This window comes from Bradyrhizobium sp. BRP22 (assembly GCF_020194175.1).
In the GTDB taxonomy this organism is placed as follows: domain Bacteria; phylum Pseudomonadota; class Alphaproteobacteria; order Rhizobiales; family Xanthobacteraceae; genus Bradyrhizobium.
In genome coordinates this window covers 209,862-226,078 of record NZ_JADYVX010000001.1, presented here as the reverse complement: position 1 = coordinate 226,078, position 16,217 = coordinate 209,862, and the positions used below count along the sequence as shown (strand labels likewise).

The 16,217-nt window shown below is 62.7% G+C and carries 13 protein-coding genes; 3 read left to right on the top strand and 10 right to left on the bottom strand.

Annotated features, from left to right (window positions below; translation table 11 throughout):
* Positions 1 to 396: 396 nt before the first annotated feature.
* The 3 genes from I6F35_RS00980 to I6F35_RS00970 all read right to left on the bottom strand — a co-directional run bounded on the left by I6F35_RS00980 (position 397) and on the right by I6F35_RS00970 (position 5,358).
* The gene (locus tag I6F35_RS00980; RefSeq protein WP_225115761.1) at positions 397 to 1,782 is read right to left on the bottom strand and encodes a HAMP domain-containing sensor histidine kinase; all 1,386 of its coding nucleotides are present in this window, start codon (positions 1,780 to 1,782) and stop codon (positions 397 to 399) included.
* Positions 1,779 to 2,453, bottom strand: coding sequence for a response regulator transcription factor (locus I6F35_RS00975; RefSeq protein WP_225115760.1), 675 nt, complete (start codon positions 2,451 to 2,453; stop codon positions 1,779 to 1,781). Before I6F35_RS00975 ends, I6F35_RS00980 begins: the two co-directional genes overlap by 4 nt.
* A gap of 85 nt (positions 2,454 to 2,538) precedes the next feature.
* Positions 2,539 to 5,358, bottom strand: a complete 2,820-nt coding sequence (locus tag I6F35_RS00970; protein WP_225115759.1) for a cation-translocating P-type ATPase — start codon at positions 5,356 to 5,358, stop codon at positions 2,539 to 2,541.
* 286 nt (positions 5,359 to 5,644) lie between these two features.
* Between I6F35_RS00970 and I6F35_RS00965 the strand changes: the two genes are divergently transcribed.
* Positions 5,645 to 6,784, top strand: a complete 1,140-nt coding sequence (locus I6F35_RS00965) for a helix-turn-helix transcriptional regulator (RefSeq protein WP_225115758.1) — start codon at positions 5,645 to 5,647, stop codon at positions 6,782 to 6,784.
* A 170-nt stretch (positions 6,785 to 6,954) separates the two neighbouring features.
* Here the strand turns inward: I6F35_RS00965 and I6F35_RS00960 are convergent, their stop codons facing one another.
* From I6F35_RS00960 to I6F35_RS40090, 4 genes are all read right to left on the bottom strand, one after another.
* The gene (locus I6F35_RS00960) at positions 6,955 to 7,965 is read right to left on the bottom strand and encodes a transporter (protein ID WP_225115757.1); all 1,011 of its coding nucleotides are present in this window, start codon (positions 7,963 to 7,965) and stop codon (positions 6,955 to 6,957) included.
* Between the two features lie 229 nt (positions 7,966 to 8,194).
* On the bottom strand, positions 8,195 to 9,625 hold the full coding sequence (locus tag I6F35_RS00955) for a DUF1254 domain-containing protein (RefSeq protein WP_225115756.1): 1,431 nt from the start codon (positions 9,623 to 9,625) through the stop codon (positions 8,195 to 8,197).
* Between the two features lie 150 nt (positions 9,626 to 9,775).
* Positions 9,776 to 10,444 (bottom strand): hypothetical protein, encoded by a 669-nt coding sequence (locus tag I6F35_RS00950; protein ID WP_225115755.1) that lies wholly within the window; start codon positions 10,442 to 10,444, stop codon positions 9,776 to 9,778.
* A 174-nt stretch (positions 10,445 to 10,618) separates the two neighbouring features.
* Positions 10,619 to 11,005, bottom strand: a complete 387-nt coding sequence (locus tag I6F35_RS40090; RefSeq protein ID WP_225116023.1) for an AraC family transcriptional regulator — start codon at positions 11,003 to 11,005, stop codon at positions 10,619 to 10,621.
* A 46-nt stretch (positions 11,006 to 11,051) separates the two neighbouring features.
* On the opposite strand from I6F35_RS40090, the gene I6F35_RS00940 reads away from it, so the two are divergent.
* Together I6F35_RS00940 and I6F35_RS00935 are read left to right on the top strand one after the other, a co-directional pair.
* Positions 11,052 to 12,281, top strand: coding sequence for an AraC family transcriptional regulator (locus tag I6F35_RS00940; protein WP_225115754.1), 1,230 nt, complete (start codon positions 11,052 to 11,054; stop codon positions 12,279 to 12,281).
* 65 nt (positions 12,282 to 12,346) lie between these two features.
* Positions 12,347 to 13,213 (top strand): hypothetical protein, encoded by an 867-nt coding sequence (locus I6F35_RS00935; RefSeq protein WP_225115753.1) that lies wholly within the window; start codon positions 12,347 to 12,349, stop codon positions 13,211 to 13,213.
* Between the two features lie 30 nt (positions 13,214 to 13,243).
* Here the strand turns inward: I6F35_RS00935 and I6F35_RS00930 are convergent, their stop codons facing one another.
* Genes I6F35_RS00930 through I6F35_RS00920 form a run of 3 tightly spaced genes read right to left on the bottom strand, consistent with a single transcriptional unit; the run spans position 13,244 to position 16,213 of the window.
* The gene (locus I6F35_RS00930) at positions 13,244 to 14,344 is read right to left on the bottom strand and encodes an MlaD family protein (protein ID WP_225115752.1); all 1,101 of its coding nucleotides are present in this window, start codon (positions 14,342 to 14,344) and stop codon (positions 13,244 to 13,246) included.
* 13 nt (positions 14,345 to 14,357) lie between these two features.
* The gene (locus tag I6F35_RS00925; RefSeq protein WP_225115751.1) at positions 14,358 to 15,089 is read right to left on the bottom strand and encodes an ATP-binding cassette domain-containing protein; all 732 of its coding nucleotides are present in this window, start codon (positions 15,087 to 15,089) and stop codon (positions 14,358 to 14,360) included.
* Positions 15,090 to 15,091: 2 nt separating this feature from the next.
* The gene (locus I6F35_RS00920) at positions 15,092 to 16,213 is read right to left on the bottom strand and encodes an ABC transporter permease (protein WP_225115750.1); all 1,122 of its coding nucleotides are present in this window, start codon (positions 16,211 to 16,213) and stop codon (positions 15,092 to 15,094) included.
* Positions 16,214 to 16,217 lie beyond the last annotated feature (4 nt).

Sequence of the window (16,217 nt, the reverse complement as noted above, 5' to 3'; positions counted from 1 at the left end):
CAATTATCTCGCGCCACGCCGCAAGCCCCTGATGCGATGCGGACGCAAGACGCGCTCACCATCCACGCTCGGCATTGCGAGAGCATTGCGTGACGTGAAGAGATGGATGCGTTCGTGGCCTCGCCCTTCGAGACGCCTCCTTCGCAGGCTCCGCAGGGTGAGGGGATGGATTTGAGTTTGCTGTCGCGAGCTTCCGCAGCCCGGGTGGAGCGTCAGTGTCACACGGGAACGGTCGTCGATGTCGATGCAGATGTCCCGGGGTTGCGCTTCGCTTCGCCCGGGCTACGGGCTCGCTAGAGCATTTTCGGTTCTGATTGAATCAGAACCGAAGCTCTAGATTCTTGTTTTGACGCGTTTTCTTCACGCGAACCGGTATCCGCTTCGCTCGAAAACGCTCTAGCCCACGGCGAAGGCGGGGAGCGCGATCGGGGGAAGCGAGATGCGGAAACAGGCGCCGTGGCCGGTCCGTTCGGTGACGCTCACCTGGCCGCGGTGCAGATGGACGATCTCGCGCACGAGGTTGAGGCCAAGGCCGGCGCCGCGGGTCTGCGGCTGCAGGCGATGGAACGGCTCGAAGATGCGCTCGCGCTCGGAAGCGGGAATGCCGGGTCCCTGGTCGCGGACCTCGATCGTCGCCGGCGCGCTCACGACAACGACGATGGCGCCGCGATGGCCGCCGTGCTGGATCGCATTCTGCACCAGATTGACGACGGCGCGTTCGAGCGCGCCGCGATCGCCCCACACCTCGATGTGATCGTCGTCATGCTGCAACGAAATCTCATAGCCGGCCGCGATCGCGAGCGGCGCGAGATCCGCGATCACCTGCGCGCAGAGACCGGCAAGATCGATCGCCGACGATTGCGCCAGCCGCTGCTCGAGCCGCTGCAGATCGAGCAATTGTTCTGTCAGCGTCGACAGCCGCGAGACATCCTCGATCAGGCGCGCCTTCTCACTGCTCTGCGGCAGGCCTTCGAGGCGCGTGGTGAGGATCGCGATCGGCGTCCGCAGTTCGTGTGCGGCATCGGCGAGAAAGCGCCGGTGCCGCTCGTAACCTTCGTCGAGCCGCCCGAGCGCGTCGTTGACGGCGCTCACCAGCGGCGCGATCTCTGTGGGGACGGCGCTGACCGGCAGCCTGGCGCCGCGCTTGTCGATGTCGATCTCGCCGGCCTGATGCGCGGCCTCGTCGAGGCCCGCGAGCGCGTTGCGCACCACGAGCGGGGTCGCAACCAGCGTCGCAAGCGCCATCAGCGCAAGGCCGGGCAGCGTGAGCCCGAAGAAGGCCACCGCGATCTGCAGCAGCGATTTCGCGTCCGAGATCCTGGTCTCGCTGGTGGCGATGATCTCCACCGGGCCGGCCGCGGTCTCGACCACTTTCATCTGCCCGCTGAGATGACGCGATTCATCATGGGTGCGGTCCCAGCCGAACTTGGCATGACCGATATCGCCGAGCGTTCCGCCAAGACGGGCAAACACGGCCGGCACATCGCCCTCGGAGAGCGAATGGCCGGCCTTGTCGTTGATCACGAACCACAGATCCGGCGTATCCTCGCGCAGTTCCTTGAGTGCGGCGGTCTCGCGCAGGAACAGCGTTCCGTCGGCATTGCGCGCCACCGCCTCGCGCAGCACGTGGATGCCACGTCCCTCGTCGCGCCGATACACGCAGCCGGACGCCCACAGACTTCCAATGACCAGAACGACAAGCGCAATGAGCAGCACCGCCTGCAGCGAGATCAGGCGGCGAACTAGCCGCGACCGCAGCGACGCCGTGTTCATCGCCGTCATGATGCCGCTCGCAGGAGATAGCCGACGCCGCGGATGCCGTGGATCTCGACGCCGGCACCGGCCTCGGTGAGCTTGCGGCGCAGCCGCGAGACATGCGTATCGAGCGCATTCGACTGCACCTCTTCGTCGAGCGAATAGACGGCAGCCTCCAGCGAAGAGCGGACCACCGTGCGGCCCATCCGCCGCATCAGGGTTTGCAGCACCAGCAGTTCGCGGCGCGGCAATTCCAGAAGCTGTCCATCGACCTCGGCCTCGCAGTGATTGAGATTGAAGCTCAGCCGTCCGAGCCTGACGATATCGGGCTGCAGATCGGCGGCCCGCCGCCACACCGCGCGCAGCCGCGCCAACAGCTCCTCGACCGCGAACGGCTTGGCCAGATAGTCATCGGCGCCGGTGTCGAGGCCGGTGACGCGGTCCGACAATTGGCCCCGTGCCGTCAGCACGATGACAGGGGTCGGGATCGCCTTGGCCCGGAGCTTCGGGATCAGGCTGATGCCGTCGCCATCGGGAAGGTTGCGGTCGAGCAGGATCGCATCATAGGCGCCCGCGAGCATGATTTCCGCGGCCTCCATGAGCGAGGTCGCCCGGTCGGCCAGCATGTCGTAGCTCTTCAGGACCGCCGACAAGGCGGACGCCATCTCGTCTTCGTCCTCAACCAGAAGTATTCGCACTACCTGACCCAGTAAATCAAGCTGACTGGGTTCCATAGAGCCGTTGGATTGCGGCTACATTGCGTGTTGGCCGGCTATGGAGGCGTCAAACGGCGGCTCGAAAGGCCGATCCCCGCATCAGGACCTTGCTCAATTCACGCAGCCACAAGACCGAGCTTGCGACGGCGGCACAGAACAGCCAGTCCCCGGCGCTCAGGCTGACGGTCGAGAACGCGACCTGCAGGAAGGGCGCATAGATCACGAGTGCGTGTAGCAGGAGCGAGAGCACCACGGCCGCCCAGAGCCAGCCATTGGCTAAGAATCCGCGGAACGCGCTGAGGTGGTCGGAACGCGCATTGAAGACGTTGAAGAGCTGGAACAGCACCAGCGTCGTGAAAGCCATGGTTCGTCCATAGGCAATCGTGCCGGAGCCTTCGATTAGGCCGCCCGGAAGCGAGGCGTCCAGCACCAGCAATGTGCCCGATGCCATGATGATCCCGACGAGGAAAATGCCGCCCCACATCGTCAGTGTCATGACGCCCTCATCGCGCGGGCGCGGCGGGCGCTGCATGATGGCCGGGTCCGCCGGATCGACCGCGACGGCAAGCGCGGGCGCGCCGTCGGTGACGAGGTTGATCCAGAGGATCTGCGTCGCCAGCAGCGGAAGCACGACGACACCGCCAGTTGCGGAAAGTCCGATCATGTCCGCCAGCACGACGCCGAAGAACATCGTCATCACCTCTCCGATATTCGACGACAGCAGATAGCGCAGGAATTTGCGGATATTGGCGAAGATCGCGCGGCCCTCCTCGACCGCGGCGACGATGGTCGCAAAGTTGTCGTCGGCGAGCACCATGTCGGCCGCCTCCTTGGAGACGTCGGTGCCGGTGATGCCCATGGCGACGCCGATGTCGGCCGCCTTCAGCGCCGGTGCATCGTTGACACCGTCCCCGGTCATCGCCACGGTTTCCCCTGCCCGCTGCAGCGCCTTCACGATCCGGAGCTTGTGACTGGGATTGACGCGGGCATAGACCGAGACCTCCTGCACGGTCCCCTCGAGTTCCTGCTCCGTCATGGCTTCCAGCTCGGCGCCGGAAACCGCGCGCTGCCCCGACGTGATGATGCCGAGCTCGGCGGCGATGATCGCCGCGGTCTTGGGATGATCGCCGGTGATCATGATCGGGCGGATGCCAGCGGCCCGTGCACGGGCGACCGCATCGCGCGCTTCCCGGCGCGGCGGATCGATCATGCCGATCAGGCCGAGGAAGACGAGGTCGTGCTCCACATCCTCGCCGAATGCATCGCGCGGCTGCCGATCCGCCGGCAGCGAGCGGAACGCGACGCCAAGCGTCCGCAATGCTTCCGCGGCCAGGGCTTCGTTGCTCGCCATGATCTCGGCCCGGCGCGCGCCGGTGAGCGCCACTGCGTCTTGTCCGACGAGTTCATGGCTGCAGCGCGCGAGCAGCACATCGGGCGCGCCCTTGGTCACGGCGATCAGACGGTCACGCCGCTCCGCATCGGTATGCACCGTACTCATCAACTTGCGCTCGGACGAGAACGGAATCTCGCCGATCCGCGCGAAACGCTCGTCGAGCGCGTCGGGGCGCAGGCCGGCCTTGCATGCCGCGACGATCAATGCGCCCTCGGTCGGATCGCCCTGCACGATCCAGCCGCCGTCGCGTTCTTCCAGTATCGCGTTGTTGGCGCGTTCGGCCGCAGTCAGGGTGCGCTCAAGCTCGAACTGCAGCGCGCTCTTGTCCGAGATATCGCCGACAAGATCCACGTCTCCCTCCGGCGCATAGCCTGTGCCGGACAGACGCGTGCAGCCGCTGGCCGTCACGACCTGGCGCACGGTCATCTCGTTCCTGGTCAACGTGCCGGTCTTGTCGGATGCGATGACGGTCGCCGAACCCAGCGCTTCGACCGCGGCGAGGCGGCGGATGATCGCATTCTTCTTCGCCATCCGCTGCATGCCGATCGACAAGACGGCGGTGACCACCGCCGGCAGACCTTCCGGTACTGCCGCGACCGCCAGCGCCACGCCGAGCAGCAGCACCGCGAAAACTTCCGAGAAGCTCTTGATGTCGCTGACGAGAAAGATCGTGCCGATCATGGTCACCGCAATCAGCACGACCGTGATCGCAAGCGCCTTGCCGACCCGCGCGAGCTCGCGCTGCAGCGGCGTGGTCTCGCCCGGCGCCTCCCGCAGCATCCCGGCGATCCGGCCCATCTGCGTCCGCATCCCGGTTGCGGTGACCACCGCGCGGCCATGCCCATAGACTGCGGTGGTGCCGCTGAAGATCATGTTGTGCCGGTCGCCGAGCTCGGCCTCCCGCATCACCGGGGCGATCTGCTTGCTCACCGGCAGGCTTTCGCCGGTGAGCGCTGCCTCCGCCGTCTGCAGCGCGGTGGATTCGATCAGCCGGGCGTCGGCCGGAATGGTGTCGCCTTCCGCGATGATGATAATGTCGCCCGGCACCAGGTCGGCCGCCGGAATGTTGCGCCGCTCGCCATCGCGGACCACGTTGGCATGCGCGGCGGACATTTCACGCAAGGCGGCCGCGGCGCGCTCGGCGCGGGCCTCCTGGACATAGCCCATCAGCGCGTTGAGCAGCACGATGGCGAGGATCGCAATCGCCTCATAGGGCAGCGCGGTGTCGCGCTCGTTCAGCCAGATCGCGATCGAGATGATCGCCGCCGCGATCAGCAGCAGCACCAGCACGTCGGTGAACTGATCGAGGAATTTCAGCCATTGGGAACGCGGCGGCGCGGCATCCAGCTCGTTTCTGCCATCACGCGCCAGGCGCCGCGCCGCCTCCGCGCTACTCAGGCCGCGCCCGGCGTCCGTTTGCAGCGCGGCCACCGTCTCCGCCGCCGTCTGCCGGTGAGCTTCGTGCATCGTCGGATCGGAGGATTTTTCGTCCATGCCGGGAAGATACGCCTGGGTGATCTCTTCTGTTATCGAGGATCGCACCGATCGGCATGATCCACCTCAAGCGTGGAACCCGGCGGCCGGTTCCATGACACACCGCCGCCATCTGCCTCACCCAAACAGGTGACGCCGCAACATGCCGCGATTTGCTACCCTCGCCGCCAGCGCGGCGCTCCGGCCCATTCCTTGCACGCCCATCATTCCGGCGAGAGAACACATTTCGAGCAGCGGTCCGGCATTCGATAATTGGCAAAGCATTTGAGATATCGCGGGTGAACCGATGAGGAGCGCAGGCGAACTTCCCGAACGGCTGTTGGACCTGATCTACGACGCGGCGACCGATGATGAGCTCTGGACGCCGATCTTTCGCGAAATCTCCGAACTCACCAACAGCGTCGGCGGCGTGCTGCTCGGCCAATCGCAAAAGCCGCGATTGCTGCATTTCGCGCGGCACTACAATACCGACCCGAGCAGCCTTCGCGCCTTGAGCGAACGGCATGTGGTGAACCCCTGGACGCTTCACATGCAGACCCGATATCCGGCCGGGGCTGTCGTCACGTCTGACAGCTTCCTGCCGTTCTCGGATCTGCGCCGCACCAGTTTCTTCGACGAGGTCCTGCGGCCGCAGGACCTCGGCCACGCCGCGATGATCGGACTTTCCCAACAGCCGGATCTCGGCGTCGGTTTCTGCCTGAACCGCGGACCGCGCCAGGGGCCCTATGGCGACGACGAGCGGCACCTTCTGCAACGGCTCACACCGCACATGATGCGATCCGTGCGCTTCGGGTTTCAGATCGGCGTCTACAGGAGCCTGCAGCGGGCAGAATTCTGCGCGCTCGACCGCATCAGCGTCGGCGTCGCGCTGCTCGATCGCACCGGCAGCGTGCTCTACGCCAATGAAGCGCTGCGCGCGATGACGATCGGCGGCGCGCTCACTTTGCGTCACCAGAAACTGTCCAGCTCTTCTCCCCGCCACCTACGGCGGCTGGAGCAACTGATCGATGCCGCATCCCGCGGCGCGCCCGGCGGCACCATGGGCATCCCGCATCCGACCGACGGCCGCCTCGTGACGCTGCTGGTCTCGTCGGTGCGAAGCCGGGATCGTGACCGGTTTGCAAGCATCGACCTGCGCGATCCCGCCGCGATGGTATTCGCACTCGACCCGGCCGCGCCAACCACGATTCCCACGGCATGGATCATGGACGCCTATGGCCTGACGCTCGCCGAAGCACGGGTGGCGCTGCAGGCGTCGCACGGACACTCGGTCGGCGAGATCGGTATGCGGCTGAACATCTCGCCGAACACGGTGAAGACCCATCTGCGCCACGTCTACGCCAAGACCGAAGTCCGCGGCCAGGTCGAGCTTGCTGCGCTGATCGCCTCGCTCAAGGTAATGGCCGGTGGCAACAGCGCGAATTAGGTCGTGTACATCCGGAAGGCCGCGGCAAATCGGGCGATGTCGGCCCGTGTCACCGCCGTGACCACGACTAGAGCATTTTCGGTTCTGATTGAATCAGAACCGAAGCTCCAGATTCTTGTTTTGACGCGTTTTCTTCACGCGAACCGGTGTCCACTTCGCTCGAAAACGCTCTATTTTGTCACTATCCGCCGGGCTGGCCTCACGGTGCTGGTCGGCGCCATTGGCGAGATCGAGAACGTCAGCCACGTATTCCAGCCGGCCGGGCGATTCTCCGCGGCAAATTCGCCATATCCCTTTAGATTCAAAAATCCCTGCATGTCGCCAACAGGAAATAGAAAGCCGATCTGTGGACCGACTCCCAACACGCGGGACCGGAAGCCTCCCAGGACCGGGTGCGCGCCGAAATCATCGGTGATCTGCTGATAGGCATATCCCACCAGACCAACGAAAAGCTGCTTCGACAGAAACTGAGAGGCACCCCAATCCACGTGGAAGTCTATGCCGTTCTGATACTGCGTATCCTGATTCTTGAAATTGTAGGTGAAGCCCGCGACAGCAGAAAATTCATGCCCCGTCTGCGGATTGAAATAGGTATAGCCGCCGCCGGCATCAACGGCGGCATGACCGATGCCGAGATTGGCGAGCCGGGTCGGACTGTACGCCCCAACGGGAATATCTCCCGTCACATAGGCCATGAAATTATGCGCCCCGGCGTTCCACTTGAGAGTTGCCAGCGGGTAAAGATCGCCGACTGACGTGATCGAATCGGCGATACTTCCCGTGCGCGTCATCGCCAACGGGCCAATTGCCGCCGTCAGAGTTCCGTCAAGATTTGCGCTCGAACGCCCGAACAGACCGATTACGCCGATGGCAAGTTGCCCGCCCAGCACCGGGGTAGCAAACGTGTAGGTGGGATCGAGCAGCACGAGATCGGCCTGCGCATTCAGGCGCAGGTTCAGATCGACATTCACCGTAGCGGGAATCCTGCCGGCCTGGATTTCCCTGGCGGCCGCCGTACGGCCGAAGGCGCTTACGCCGGTGTGATAGTAGACCTCAGCCATCGACCAGCCCGGCACCTGAGGAGTGGCTGCAAGGCTGCTGAAGCGGCCGGGAAGCCAATATGAAACGCCACCCTCATCGGCGTGGACAGTTGTGTACGGAATGGATGTCGCCATTGCCATGGCGATGACGGAGTTTCTGAACCAGAAACGGACCCCCGGCTTTGTCTTGTCTCGCCTGTTGGACGGTCGCTTTCTCCGAAGACCAAGAAGCCACATATCACACCCCCGCCCGTCATGCGTATCGCGCAACGATCATTGCTGCCCGCGTGATTTCTGGTGGCGGCACAGCGCAAAGCCTGAACACGTCGGCTCAAGCCGGCCCCGTTGGGGCCGGCATAAGGTCAAGTTCTCAAGCCCCGACCTTCCTGGCGGCAGGAACAGTCCACGTTCCGTTGATGATGGAGGGGTCCGTTTCCTGCGGCCAGTACATGCGCAGCATGAGTATGAAATCGCCCTCGGGGGCAGGAAGCCAGTTTGACTCCTTGTCTTTGCCCGGGGAGTCCTTCTGAATGTAGAGATCGACCGAGCCGTCCGCGTTTTCCTTCAGATCTTCACGAGCGCTGATCGAGTAGCGGTCGATCGGATTCTTCACGAAGAAGTAGGCGCTATCGTACATCGTGAGCGACCAAAATCCCTCCGCCGGAGGCAGGTGGCCCTTGGGAAACCGCATGACATACTTGTTCGCGCCATTGTATTTGTGGCCGTTCGCATCCTTTTGCGAAACTGGGTACACCGCATCCTGCGGCCGATTGGCACCGAGTCCGATCGCGGTCACCAGGGCCCGCATCAGATAATCAGTGCCATAGATGCCGGTCTTCGTTGTGAAGGCAAAGCCATTCTCGTCCCTGATGGCCTTGTTGATCTTGAACTGAAGCATGATCCTGTCGAACGATACCTCCGGCACGCGCTTCAGGAAGTCGGCCTTGAGCTTGCTCTCATCAAAATCCCGTCCGGGGACGATGCCGATTTGGGCAAATTTGGCGAGCTGAGGCGCGTCTGCTTGGTATGGCGGATTGGCTTTCATGAGCTCGCAGAGCAGCTTGAAATACGAGACCGCGTCCATGCGATTGACCTGTTCGCGGACCGCGGTCTTCATGTCGATCGAGGGATCGACCTTTCCCGGAGGTGGCGTGTACGACTTGCCGTAAGCACTGAGCGGCACGAGCTTGCACTCGTCCTGCAGCTTGTGGACGGCGGCGTAATCCTCCGGCGTGCCGGTGCAATAGATGCGGCCAAGCAGCCAAACGATATTGGTGGGCGATTTGTACTCCTTCACTCCGGCCGGCAGCGCGCCTTTCCACCCGGGTCCGGTGATCGCGTAAGTCTGTGCCCCGGTGCCGGTGGTGCGCTTCCCCGGGACTTGAAACACCGTCGTCCAGCCGTCCAGCATTGGCATCAGGAAATAGCGCCCCTTCATGTCCGGGATGCTGAGGATCCACGGTTCTGCCCCGACGTCGAAGAAGGAGGTTGTGTAGAGAGTGTCCGCGTTCGGCGCGGTGACATCTCTGAACGAGGCGTCCGGATACTGGCGCAGCTTGATGAGATGGCCCATCGGCCCCCGCGTTCCGACGGGTTCGGCAACATTGGTGATGACCCGGCGAGTCATCTCCATCGTCACCAACGGATAGCCGAAAATGTAGGCGTCGCTCGCGAGCCAGAAATCCTCCAGTCCCTGACCCACTCCGAGGAACGAGTCCTGGGCAAGGACCGATCGTGTTGCGGCCGTGCCTGCCAGCAGCCCCATTCCACCAAACGCGAGGGCTCGACGGGTAATGTTCATCGTTATCTCCTGCCTGAAAACAAATACAAACGACGGCTGACGATTTCGGATGTCGCTCTCATGCCATGAGGCTGATAGCGACCGACTAAATGACGAAGCGGTCGGGACGAATTGCGCGGCGGCAGCTACGATGCCGCCGGTCGGCGCAGCTCAATAGCAAGGCGGATAAGGATAGTAGCCGCATCGGGGCGCGTAGTACGGATAGGCCGCGGCTCCGGCCACTGCGGCCGCTCCGGCGAAGGCCGCGCCTCGATAGAAGGCACCGCGCCACGCCGTTCGGCGGGCGACGCCCGCAAACGACAGCGGAGTGAACGGGCGGCCGATGATGTCGATAAAGACCGATGCCGGTCCATCAGCTCCCGCGAGATCGCCTTCGAGAATATCGACATCGAAAGTCAGCTTGTCGCCCTCAAGCTTGGGCGATTTCAGTACGACGACGGCGTCGAGCACCGACGATCCATCTTTCTTGAAGCCGGAAATCGTGGCGTTCGGAGGATCCTTGGCGAAGTTGTCGCTGCCGTTGCCCCAATCCTCAACGATTCGCGTCGTGAGATCGTGACCGGCCGCCCGAACGGGTCGATCGGCGAACACGATCGCATTCGGCGAAATTCCCGTCAGCACAAGCTTGCCGTCCTTCAAGCTCGCACCGCGCGAATTGAGGACGAAGAGCGATGGCACGACCTCCGGCTTTGCCTGGCCTATGGATTTCTCAAGCGGAATATGCGGCTTGGGTTCGGGTGCCGTTTGAGCAGAAAGTTCTTGGGGGCAGACCAGCAATCCGCCGGCGCAAAATGCGAATAAAGCAGCACGAAGCGTCATGGTTATTCTCTCCGTTGAAAGAGGACTGGTTCTTTTTCGGCCGGCTCCTGTGGCTTTCAAAAATCGTACGGCGCATCGTCTTCCGCGCCTTCAAAAGGTGGCAGCTTCGCTAAGCATTTCGCGCCAATTCAGACCGCGTGTCTTGCCATTTCGCGCCAATCGTCGGCGCTTGGTTCAGCAGTCGATCGCATGAGTTCGTATACGATGGCGTGCCCGCTCCTGCTTACGGGCAAGTTGCTGCTGTCTGTAAACAACGGGTTGAACTTTCATCAAACGCGCGAAAGAGCGGCTGAAGCTGCTTGCGTTGGTATAGCCGAGGCACTTTGCGATATCGGACAGGCGCTTGCTCGAGTCCACGAGCAAGCGGCAAGCGACATTCACGCGAATCTCCGCCAGCAGTGCGCTGTGGCTTGTGCCCATGCGACCGAGATGACGCTGCAATGTGCGTGTGCTGATGTTGCAGGCGCGAGCGGTGCTATCGAGGGTTGCGTCACCGTGTCGCAGCGACGCGATAATGGCCGCGCGGACCGCCCGAGATGAAGGCAAACGGACAGCTCTCATCGGTTTGTGTGAGCCGTGAAGCCCATGTTCCTTCAAGAGAAAACCGATGCTTCCAGGTTACACGCATTTTCAGGACCGATCTGGCCATCAGCCGCCAAAATTCTCGTCAAATGGAAATATTCGAGCACCTCGCGCGCAACGCCAGGCGCGGCGCGACAATCGACAAGGCAAGAAAGTCAGCAGCCTGCTAGTCTTCGACCACGGCGGACTTCCTGGGCAGGTAGTAATGACCGATATTCCATTGACTCGTTGTCAATTTGTCATGCCATTTGCTGAAATTCATTCAGAGATCGGCGGACCCACTGCAGCGCTTCTCGCCAAGTTTGGGCTGCCTACGTCCCTGGAAGAGAAAGCGGATCACTACGTGCCACTGCTGCCGGCCGTTCGCTTTGCGACGGCGGCCCAGGACAAGCAGGGGCTGTCCGAGATCGCCTTTCGCGCCGCCCAGAGGCTCTCATTCGACCATTTGAGCGATGCCATGCGAATTCGAATCCGGCATGCGCCAACTCTGCTGGTTGCTCTTCAGCAGATGTGCAAGTGGGCGCCGGTCGAAGATACAAATTTGCGTCTATGGCTGGAGCCATCCGGCGAAAGCGTGAAAATTTGCAGCAGGCTCATTGGAACGGAAGGTATCCCCCGTCTTGAGATGTCCCAATGGCTTCAGAACATATTCGTCCTGCACATCGTCCGTCAGTTCGCCGGCGCGTCCTGGACTCCAAGGATAATCGCGTTTGAAGCAAAATATACGCCGGACATGGACGTTCAATCGCATTGGCCGGGCACACGCTTCATGTCAGGTCAGAAGGCCTCGTGGATCGAAGTGCCGCTGCAGTTCTTGAGCTACCCCAATCGCGCGGATATCGTCCGGTCGAATTTGCCTGAGGCAGAGCGGCGGCCTTTCAGAAACGACGTCGTCAGCATTCTCAAGCTGACTTTGCCGTCATATCTCGATGAGGGGGGCCCGACGATCATGCAGGCAGCCGAAATGGTCGGACTGAGCGTCAGGAGTCTTCAGCGAAAGCTCTCGCTGGCCGGGTTGACATATTCGGGCCTGCTTGAGCAGGTCCGCTTCAACAATGCGATGCAGCTTCTCCGCGACGCCGACAACAAGATCATCGACGTAGCATTCTCATCGGGCTATGCAGACCCCGCCCACTTCACTCGCGCTTTCCGGCGGATTTCCGGATTCACCCCGCGAGAGTTTCGGGAGAGGTTGAGGAGCAGACAAGTTGAGATCAACCGCCCCTCCTCCCAATCTGATGATGATCGTCCCTAGAGAAGATTTGCGCCTTGGGTGCTCCTCCATGTAGCAGCCTAGAATTTTCGGCTTTCAGGCTGGTCTTGAAAGCTGGACTGCGCACAACGTTGATCCTCTCCGCAGGGACAGCCTTTGCCGCAAATGATGATGACGGCGCTACCGGCGCGTCGATACCGGCCGTCTACCTCGACCTGAGGACGATCTACGCGCAGGTGCCGGCGGGATCGCTGGCATTCGGCTTTGGCCATCCAACTCTATTCAACGCGTTGCAAGCGCTCCCAACATTGAACCGCGCGGCGTTTCGGACCGGGCTGCCAGCGGCGAAATCTCTCAACGTGGATTTTCCATTAACGGTGGACGTCACCGACAGCGTCTCGCTGTACGGCGGTGTCTCCGGCAATTCGACAGAGTTCGGAGGAAGCGGCTGGTCGTCCTTTCAGGTTACAAGCTGGAACATCGGCCTCCAGGCGGATCTCTACCAGCAGAACGGCGGGACCTTTCCCACCGTGACGCTGCAGTCGACCATCACACAATCGATCCCCAATGGTCCGCTGACCACAACTTCCTTCAACAACATTCTCGAATTCGGCTATGCACTTGATGCCGATGAGACCAAAGGCTTGCTCGCCGGGTTCCAGGACACGCGCACCGACGTCGGCACGACGCTCGTGAAGATCAACCCGAACACGATCGCCTATGTCGGCGGCTACTATCAATGGTCGAGTAATTGGAAATTCACTGGCCGTGTGGGCGTGCAGTCCTTCGAAGGGGCGCGTCTTCTAACCCTTCCGCCCATTCAGCCTTTCACACAACCGATCGTGCGGCTTGATCTCGATCGCATGGACGATAACGACAATCGGCTGTTTGGCATCACCGCCGAGATCATGTGGCTGCCGAAACCCGCCTATCAACTGACGGTCAGAACGCCTCTGTACGCAGTCCGCAACTAGAGTGGCTCTGATGGAATCAGAACCGAAGCTCTAAGAATTGCCGGCCGTCCACAGGACGAGCTCTCGCGCCAGCGCATCGAAGGCCGCATTGAAAGCCTTTGCGGCCGGCCCCGGAGCCAGCGTTTCGATCGGCGCTTCCTGGTGGAAGACGCGTGCGGCGCGCAGATGTCCCGCGCTATCCAGGAGTTTTGCGGACAGCGCGATTGCCGCGTGCGGCTGCGGGGTTGTGATGATCTCGAACTGGCGCAGGTCGAGCAACAGGCGGGACGAGCCTTCCGGCGCGGCGTCGGGCCGGAACGGCGGATGGGCGATGTCGTAGTTCTCGAAACTCTGCAGCAGTTTCGCCTGCACCAGTTGCGGCAGGGCGTCGCTCCATTGCGCGTCAGGAAAATCCTGAGCGTCATCGCCCGCGAACAGGAAGCGCTGGGTCTGCAGGGCGGTGATCGCCGTCGGCTCAGCAATTGAAAGCGTTCCCTTGATGGGACGGATCGGCGCATCAAACCGGCTGGCGGGGCTGAGGTCGTAAGTTGCCTTGCGGGCGGGCGCGCCGCTGCCCATGGTCCGATCGAGACCGGCGATGATATTGTCCAGGCGCGGGGTGTTGCGCGCGAGCCCTTCCGCAAAGGTGCCGATGTTGCCGATCGCATCATGCAGCGGTCCGGAATTTTCGCTGAGCACCGTGTCGACCTTGCGCAGCGCATCGCGAGCGGCCTGGGTCATGCTCTGCCCTGCCCCTTTCTCGGCGATCAGCGGTCCCTGCACGCGCGGCGCGTCGATCCGCTCGCCGCCTTCCAGCGCCACCACCGGCACGCCGGTCAGTCCCTGGAAATCGAGGCCGACCTTGGTATCGGCGCGGACCGGCGTGTGCTCGAGCACGGCGATGGTGGCATGGACGTCGCGCGGACGATCCGGGACGAATTCGAGCGAAGTGACTTCACCGACGCGGATGCCGTTGAACAGCACGGCGGCGCCCACGAGCAAGCCGGGCACCGGACCATTGAAGACGACCTGATAGGTCTCACGCTTGCCGATGCCGCCGGAATTGTTAAGCCAATAGACGAAGCCGAACGCGGCGACGATCGCCGCCAGGACGAAGGCGCCGACAACGATAAAGGGTGCGCGCGTTTCCATTGATGTGGTTCCGTTAAGCGTTGAGATGAAGCATTTGCGCTCGCGCGCCGTGGAAATAGGCTCTCACCCAAGGATGCTCGGATTCCAGCACGGATTTCAGCGGACCGATCGCGGCGATCTTGCCGTCGGCCAGCGCCGCCACGCGATCGCAGACCGCATAGAGGGTGTTGAGATCGTGGGTGACCATAAAGACGGTGAAGCCGAGCGTCCGCTGCAGCGTCTTGATCAGGGAATCGAATTCGCCGGCGGCGATCGGGTCGAGCCCCGACGTCGGCTCATCCAGGAACAGAAGCGCGGGATCGAGCGCGAGTGCGCGGGCCAGCGCCACGCGCTTGACCATGCCGCCGGAGAGTTCGGAGGGAAACTTGTCGCCATCGTCGACGGTGAGGCCGACCATCTCGAGCTTCGCATTGGCGATCTCGTCGAGCAGCGATGGCGACAGATGCGCGGCCTCGCGCAGCGGAAACTGCACATTCTGCCGCGCGTTCAGCGCCGAGAACAGCGCGCCCTGCTGGAACAATACGCCGCTCCGGCCGCCATGGTCGGCGAGATCGATGGTGCCGCCGCGCTTCGGCAGCAATCCGATGATCGTGCGCATCAGCACGGATTTGCCGCCGCCGGAGGCGCCGACGAGACCGAGGATCTCGCCGGCGCGGACGTCGAGGCTGAGATGATCGAGCACGATCTTGCGACCGAAGCCGACGACGAGGTCCTGTACGTGAATCGCAATGCGTTCTTCGGTCACGGCTACATTCCGATCGAGGCAAAGAACACCGCGAACAGGCCGTCGAGCACGATGACCAGGAAGATCGACTTGACGACGGAGGACGTGGTCTGCTGCCCCAGCGACTCCGCGCTGCCCTTGACGCGAAGCCCTTCGCTGGCCGCGATCAGCCCGATGACCAGCGCCATGAACGGCGCCTTGATCATGCCGACCTCGAAGCTGTTGATCGAGACCGCCTCGCGCAGCCGCGCGATGAAGATGGCCGGACTCATGCCGCCATAGAGCCAGGCCACGAGTCCTCCGCCATAGAGCGCCGCCATCGAGCCCAGGAAAGTGAGGATCGGCAGCGCGATCACCAGCGCAAGCACGCGCGGCAGGATCAGGACCTCGACGGGATTGAGGCCCATGGTCGTGAGCGCATCGATCTCCTCGCGCATCTTCATCGAGCCGATCTCGGCGGTGTAGGCGCTGCCCGAACGTCCGGCCACCATGATCGCGACGATCAGGACGCCGAGCTCGCGCAGCACCAGGATGCCGACCATGTCGACGACATAGGAATCTGCGCCGAACTTGCGGAAATGAAAAATGCCCTGCTGCGCGATGATGGCGCCGATCAGGAACGTGATCAGCGCCATGATCGGAATCGCGCGCCAGCCGACCTGGCCGAGCTGATAGACGGTGGAGGTGAAACGAAACGATCGCGGATGCCGCAGCGTGCGGAACAGCGCAATGCCAATGCTGCCGAGCATATCGAGGAAAACGATGGTCTCGGCGATGATGCCGCGTCCGAACCGCTCGAGCAGGTCGGCCAATGCGTTGGTGCGTCGCGGAGCCGCCTGCGGCCTGCGGTTCAGTTTCCGCACCTCGCCGATCAGCCCGGAATAGTCGGCGGAGAGGCCGGTCATCTCGGCCTCCGTCGCTTGCGCAGGCCCGCCGCGCGCCAGCTTCTCGATCAGCCAGGCGCCGACCGTGTCCAATGCAGTGATGCCGCTCAGGTCGATCCTGCGCATGCCATGCGCAAGCCGCGGCTGGATGCCGGCGCACAGCCGCTCCAGAATCTCGACATTGGCAACCGTCCACGCGCCGCGCGGATGCAGCGAGCGGACCTCGCCATCATCCACGGTCAGGTCAGGGGCACTGTTCAAGATG

Bases quoted from the DNA above. Each gene is read 5' to 3' on its own strand.
- I6F35_RS00980 (WP_225115761.1), bottom strand. From the start codon at position 1,782: ATGACGGCGATGAACACGGCGTCGCTGCGGTCGCGGCTAGTTCGCCGC.
- I6F35_RS00970 (WP_225115759.1), bottom strand. From the start codon at position 5,358: ATGGACGAAAAATCCTCCGATCCGACGATGCACGAAGCTCACCGGCAG.
- I6F35_RS00965 (WP_225115758.1), top strand. From the start codon at position 5,645: ATGAGGAGCGCAGGCGAACTTCCCGAACGGCTGTTGGACCTGATCTAC.
- I6F35_RS00960 (WP_225115757.1), bottom strand. From the start codon at position 7,965: ATGGCAATGGCGACATCCATTCCGTACACAACTGTCCACGCCGATGAG.
- I6F35_RS00955 (WP_225115756.1), bottom strand. From the start codon at position 9,625: ATGAACATTACCCGTCGAGCCCTCGCGTTTGGTGGAATGGGGCTGCTG.
- I6F35_RS00950 (WP_225115755.1), bottom strand. From the start codon at position 10,444: ATGACGCTTCGTGCTGCTTTATTCGCATTTTGCGCCGGCGGATTGCTG.
- I6F35_RS40090 (WP_225116023.1), bottom strand. From the start codon at position 11,005: ATGAGAGCTGTCCGTTTGCCTTCATCTCGGGCGGTCCGCGCGGCCATT.
- I6F35_RS00940 (WP_225115754.1), top strand. From the start codon at position 11,052: ATGCTTCCAGGTTACACGCATTTTCAGGACCGATCTGGCCATCAGCCG.
- I6F35_RS00930 (WP_225115752.1), bottom strand. From the start codon at position 14,344: ATGGAAACGCGCGCACCCTTTATCGTTGTCGGCGCCTTCGTCCTGGCG.